Annotated in this window: 3 protein-coding genes and 1 pseudogene; 2 read left to right on the top strand and 2 right to left on the bottom strand. The window is 37.4% G+C overall.

The genetic code is table 11. The features are described 5' to 3' along the window. Together H5202_RS20285 and H5202_RS20280 are read left to right on the top strand one after the other, a co-directional pair. Positions 1-914: pseudogene (locus H5202_RS20285) on the top strand (flagellar hook-length control protein FliK); the annotation flags it as partial. Positions 915-925: 11 nt separating this feature from the next. After that, a complete protein-coding gene (locus H5202_RS20280) occupies positions 926-1,237 on the top strand; it encodes an EscU/YscU/HrcU family type III secretion system export apparatus switch protein (protein ID WP_182773656.1) in 312 nt (103 codons plus the stop codon). 120 nt (positions 1,238-1,357) lie between these two features. Here H5202_RS20280 and H5202_RS20275 read toward each other — a convergent pair whose 3' ends face one another. Next, the gene (locus H5202_RS20275; RefSeq protein ID WP_182773655.1) at positions 1,358-2,311 is read right to left on the bottom strand and encodes a diguanylate cyclase; all 954 of its coding nucleotides are present in this window, start codon (positions 2,309-2,311) and stop codon (positions 1,358-1,360) included. A 3-nt stretch (positions 2,312-2,314) separates the two neighbouring features. After that, positions 2,315-2,659: hypothetical protein (locus H5202_RS20270; RefSeq protein ID WP_182773654.1), on the bottom strand; the 345-nt coding region annotated here is incomplete at its 5' end.

Genomic DNA, 2,659 nt, shown 5'->3' with positions numbered 1-2,659 from the left:
AACAAATCAACAAATCAACAAACAACAATGCATCAAATAAATTAACCGGTGACCCTGCACCAATTGAAGTACTGAATAAAGCGTTATCCAAAGCAGGCGCAATGCCAATAAAACAATCCTTGAGCCAACAAGTACCACATAATTTAGCCAGCGAATTGTTTAAACATTTACCGCAAATTAGTCCACATCCATTAAGTGCATTGAGTGATCCTGCGTTACTCAGCAGTGAGCTATACAGTTTAGCGGCGCTTAACCTTGCCCACACTCAGATAGGTCACGCAACTAACGCACAGCCCTCACCACTGTTTTCTGGTAGTGCTATCACAACACTATTCCAGTTACTATTAGGGGTAAAAACAAAATCAGCAGGCTCAGGGATCAGCGATAAACTTCAAGCCCACCTAGCACAGTTACAACAACGGACGTTGAGTAAACTCAGTGCTAATTCAGGTTTGTTCGCAGCATTAGATAAATTAGGAGGCGCGGACTCTTTAGCACAATTGGCTAACAGTATTGCACTCTATCAACACGCAAGCACCGATCCCAATCAAGCCATGACGTGGTATTTTGCTCTACCCTACTCAATTAACCAACGAGATGAGCAATTTGAAGGTAAATTTGAACAGGAAAATGATCCAGACAAAGATAAAAAAGCAGGATGGAAGCTCCAACTAAAATTTAATCTAGCTCAAGGGTCATTATTGATTTGTGCCCATAAACAAGCGGATATACTGGATATTCAATTTAAAGGCAATAACCAAATACTACTCACAACAGTAGAACGCTTTAACCAAGAACTGTCAGATAAAATCTCTCAAATAGGTTTTACACCCGGTAAACTCACAACACAATTAGCTCAAATTCCAGCAACGCTGTTACCTGGCGATCATTATTTAGTTAAAACGAGAGCTTAATAGAGAACATGATGAAAGATGACTCAACAAAAATACAGCAAGCAGTAGCACTCAGTTTTGATGGCAAAAGTGCTCCAAAAATTACTGCTACAGGTAAGGACTTAGTTGCCGAAGAGATAATATTAATAGCCAGAGAAGCAGGGATCCATATCCATCAAGATCCACACTTAAGTGAATTTTTACAATTGTTAGAATTAGGTGACGAAGTGCCTAAAGAACTCTATTTACTCATCGCAGAGTTGATCGCATTTGTGTACATGCTGGATGGGAAATTCCCTGAACAGTGGAATAATCTTCATCAAAAAATTGTCGAACAAGCTTAAGTTAAACGAGTATGTAGTCATATCGCAACGTGTAAACTATACAGTCAGGCTTTATGACATTGCATTAAGTGCATTAATATAAAGATTAAATCGATATTTTTTGTCTTTAAAAGAGCCTATTTATTCAGCAACCTTCTCTTCTACTAAACAACCTAACACTCTATTTCTGCCTCGATCTTTTGCCAAATACAATTGTTTATCTGCCGTTTCAACTAAGATTTTATTCGACATATCATACTTCGGCACTACGGTTGAAACCCCTGCACTAATAGTAACAAAAGCAGATATTGGTGAGTTTTTATGAGCTAATTTTAATGACAATACACTGTCAACAATTTGCTGAGCCACATAAGTCCCACCAATTAAATCAGTATTAGGTAGAACGCAGATAAACTCTTCACCACCAAAACGCGCGACTAAGTCATAAGGACGATTAACCGTATCTTGTATCTTCTGCGCAACGGTACGTAAGCAAATATCACCTTCAGTATGACCATAGGTATCATTAAAATGCTTAAAAAAATCGATATCTAATAAAATAATAGTTAATGGCTGTTTTTCTCGCGCACATTGCAACCAACTTACAGGCAACATTTGCTCAAATTGACGTCTATTAGCAACGCCCGTTAATCCATCTAGCAGCGCAATAGAACGTAATAAATCAGTATTTAATTTCAACCTAATCTGGTTTTTAATTCGAGCTTTAGTGATAACCGGGTTAATGGGTTTGTGAATAAAATCAACCGCCCCTAATTGAAACCCCTTAGCCTCTTTATCTTCATCAAAATGACCTGTCACAAAAATAACCGCCACGTCTTGTGTATTAGGATCACTTTTTAAATGTGCACATACGTCAAACCCATTAAGTATCGGCATTTCAATATCTAATAGAACGACGTCTGGTTTAATTTTATTGCACATATCGATGGCTTGATGACCGTCTCGAGCCATATAAATGTCATAGTCAGCTTGCAAGAGTTGATGCAATATTTTGATATTCACAACTTGATCATCAACTAACAGTATTTTACCTCTAACCGGTTCTGCACCAGATATATACTCATCTATGAACACGTATTACTCCTTTAATATCGATTTTAATGTATCGATAGCATCCAAGAACTCAAGTTGGCTTACTTGCTTTTTTAACCTTGACCACTGTTTATCTAGCTCAATATTACTTAACAAACGCTCAAGGTACTCTATGGCATCTAAATTCTGCTCAACCAATAATGCCATTAATCGATCGATTTTATCCGCGTCTATACTTTGTATCGGCAATAAAGGTTTATTTGTTAGACTGCTGTCGACTAATGCTGCTTTTTCATCTGGAAATAAAGTATCTAACATATGCAGGCTATCATTAATTTGGCCTTGCATTTGGCTTAAACAAGCAACTGAATCAACATTAACAGCATTTTT

Source organism: Shewanella sp. SG41-4, assembly GCF_014164505.1.
Taxonomy (GTDB): Bacteria; Pseudomonadota; Gammaproteobacteria; order Enterobacterales; family Shewanellaceae; genus Shewanella.
This window is presented reverse-complemented; position numbering and strand designations above follow the sequence as displayed.

Bases quoted from the DNA above. Each gene is read 5' to 3' on its own strand.
- H5202_RS20280 (WP_182773656.1), top strand. From the start codon at position 926: ATGAAAGATGACTCAACAAAAATACAGCAAGCAGTAGCACTCAGTTTT.